This window comes from Planctomycetia bacterium (assembly GCA_034440135.1).
In the GTDB taxonomy this organism is placed as follows: Bacteria; Planctomycetota; Planctomycetia; order Pirellulales; family JALHLM01; genus JALHLM01.
Genome location: JAWXBP010000169.1, coordinates 1 through 3138, shown reverse-complemented (window position 1 = coordinate 3138; position 3138 = coordinate 1). Strand labels below are relative to the sequence as shown.

Genomic DNA, 3138 nt, shown 5'->3' with positions numbered 1-3138 from the left:
CACCGCCGAACCGTCGGAGAGCGACCAATCGACGCTCACCGGCCCCACCGACTTCCAGGAGAGGCTGACCGTGAAGGTAATTTCGTTCTCGTGCTCGAGCCGCGCCTGGCCCACGGCCGAGACCGTGATCGGCGGCTGCGCAACTTCGATGGTGAACGAGCAACCGAGGCCGCCGAGCGATCAGCGAGGAAGAAGGCAGAGGGCGGTAGTCTGATGAGGCTTCCCGTCGGTGTTTCCCACCAGCGTCACCGCGGTTTTTTCCGCAAGGTCCGCGACGAGTCGCTAAACTAGCCGCCGGCCCGTCGCCAACCGCAGGGAACACACATGAACCGGCGCCGCGCACCGAAGCCGTCGAAGAGCGACCTCCGCAAGGAACGCAAACTCGCCGTTCTCCCCGAAGTGAACGAGATTCTGCGGACCCGCCTGGCGCGAGTTCCGTCCGAGCGCCGGCTTTCATCTCGGATCCTGTACGGCCTGCTCCGCGTGCTGGTCGAAGCGGCATATTGGACCGCGGTTCTACTGATCTGGCTCGGTTACGGCCTGAGGTTCGTCGTGATGCTGCCGGCCTACCTCCTGAAGCTCATCCTGCTGCCGCCGATGTACTGCCTAACCATGATCATCGCCGCGCTGACGTGTCTCCAGGTGTGGCTGATCATCGCCAAAGTCAACTTGATCTTCCGGGACGACGAACCGACGCGGCAAGCTACGCTCGCCGCCATCGAGCAGGCGATCGACGTCGAACTCGAATCGGACGACTGAAGGAGAATCCATGGAACTATTACGCCTCATCATCACATTTCTCGCGGCGCTGGTCCGCTCGCGAGCGCAACTGGCTCTGGAGCATCTCGCCCTGCGGCAGCAACTGGCGATTCTGAAACGCGAGCGACCGCGACCGAGGTTGAAACTTCGCGATCGGCTGTTTTGGGTGGCGCTGTCGCGGTGGTTCGGCGGGTGGCGGTCCTGCTTGCTGCTCGTCCGGCCGGAGACCGTCTGCCGGTGGCATCGCCAGGCATTTCGCTCGTTCTGGCGGTGGAAGTCGCGCCGCGGCCGGCCCCGGATTGATCGCGAGCTACGCGATCTGATCGGCCGTCTGGCGGTCGAGAATCCACTCTGGGGCGTGCCGCGAATTCGGGCGGAACTCAAGCTGCTCGGCTATCGCGTTTGCCAAGCGACGATCCGCAAATACCTGGCGGCCGCACCCCGCGGTCCGCGCAAGCCCACTTCCCAATCCTGGCGAACATTCTGGAAGAATCACCCGACCAACCTCGCCGCGATCGACTTCTTTGTCGTGCCGACCGTGAGATTCAGCTTGCTCTACGTCTTTCTCGTGCTGTCCCCCGATCGACGCCGTGTCGTGCATTTCGGGGTGACGGCCAACCCGAGTGCGCAGTGGACCGCCAACCAACTCGTCGAGGCCTTCCCGTACGACACGGCGCCCAAATACCTGGTCCGCGACAACGACGGGATCTACGGCGAAGTGTTTCGCAAGCGGATGAAGGCGTTGAACATCGAAGAGGTGCCGATCAGTCCCCGCAGCCCGTGGCAGAACCCTTATGTGGAACGGCTGATCGGTACGATCCGCCGAGAATTGCTCAACCACGTGATCGTGCTCAGCGAAGCCCACCTGAAGCGGCTGTTGACCGAATTCTTTCGCTACTATCACGAAGCTCGCACGCACATGGCGCTCGACGACAACGCGCCGATTCCACGCGACGTGGAACCGCCCGAGCGGGGCAAGGTCGTGTGTACGCCCTACCTCGGCGGACTGCACCACCGCTACTCCCGCGCCGCTTAAGTCGCGCTACCGCGCGAACCGAAGCCCCGCGCCGCGCGGCCGCACGCGCCGACACGAAAACCACGCGCTCCGCGACCACTTTGACGATGCTCCGTCGTTCGCGACGCCTGACCGAAGGAAGCTCGGCCGCCAAGCTCAAGCCTCTCTAACTTGCCAAAGACCACCCGGATGGAATTATTGCGAGGGACAGGCCTTTTTCGTGCCAAGATCAATTGGCTGCGGCGAGAGGAAATCGCCTAAAGTGCAGGATATAAGGGACACGGAATTTTTGCGAGGGACAGGACCGCTACACCCATATAGCCCTACATCATGAGACGATTTCGAAGATCAATGACAATATCGGCATTCGGAGACTTCTTCGACTGCTCAGCGGCTCTGTTGATATAGTCAACCACCATCCCCTGCCTACTTAGAAGCTTCGCAATTATCGCTGCGTAACAGAGCGCAATCGAGTCATTCTGTGGCGCGACGAATTTGTCTGCTGTCGACCGCTGGCCGGCTAAGAACAGCATTGCATCCTGAAAAGACGGGAACCTCCTAAGGAACGGCATAACGCCTTCGCGAATGCGTTGGTCTAGGTCATTGGAAATATCATTGTCCGCGGTGGCGACATCGTTCGACGTAAGCGACCACCATTTATCAAGCCGATCGGGATGCAACATTCCGACTCGTGTATAGATACAGCAATCAGTTAATGTGTATTGTCTCGATTCTGGGCGATTGGTGTATATTGGAATTAATCCCGGAATGAGCACACCACAATTCAGCGTAAAGTCCACCTTCTCGTTATTACTCCATCGACCTCGCTGGACTTCAACCATCCATATAGGTTGATGGTTGTCAAGATACCGAGTGTATATATTACCGCCATGCGTAAATCCTTCGGAAGCAACAAGTGGCGTTACGCTGTTTCGTAATATTGCATTTAGGCGCGTGGTATATGATTGCGTCATAATCGTTACTAGAATTACGGATTGTAGTATATAACTCTGCCCTTTTGGCCTGTGGCGCGTTCATATTTCTTAATCTGGGTAGCGCCTCTCGCCTTTCCGCTAGGTGTGTCAGGTTTTAGCTCGACGGGCCTTCCTGAGGGAGTAACGGCGTCTGGTTTGACTTTACCGCCAGTTTTCGGATCAACAAGTTGCGGCTCTGACTGCCAACCGGCTTTTCCTTGGACTTTTGCCTTAAAGTCTTCATGAGCAGCTCGGCCGCGTGCTGCGGCATCTGAGTCTCCACCGGGCCTCTTGTGCGCCGCCTGAAATTCTTATCACTTAAATTGATTTAATAGTTGGAGTAACGACGCTCCTCAGGACACGAAGCAAGCCCCGCTCGACGAGAGCTTG

3 protein-coding genes are annotated in these 3138 nt (G+C 58.3%); 2 read left to right on the top strand and 1 reads right to left on the bottom strand.

All coding sequences use genetic code 11. The annotated features are described in order from the left end of the window. Positions 1-324 precede the first annotated feature (324 nt). Complete coding sequence (locus tag SGJ19_09755) at positions 325-759, top strand: hypothetical protein (GenBank protein ID MDZ4780524.1); 435 nt, start codon at positions 325-327, stop codon at positions 757-759. A gap of 10 nt (positions 760-769) precedes the next feature. Then, positions 770-1795, top strand: coding sequence for an integrase core domain-containing protein (locus tag SGJ19_09750; GenBank protein ID MDZ4780523.1), 1026 nt, complete (start codon positions 770-772; stop codon positions 1793-1795). 302 nt (positions 1796-2097) lie between these two features. Here the strand turns inward: SGJ19_09750 and SGJ19_09745 are convergent, their stop codons facing one another. Then, positions 2098-2748 (bottom strand): DUF4304 domain-containing protein, encoded by a 651-nt coding sequence (locus tag SGJ19_09745; protein MDZ4780522.1) that lies wholly within the window; start codon positions 2746-2748, stop codon positions 2098-2100. Positions 2749-3138: the final 390 nt, after the last annotated feature.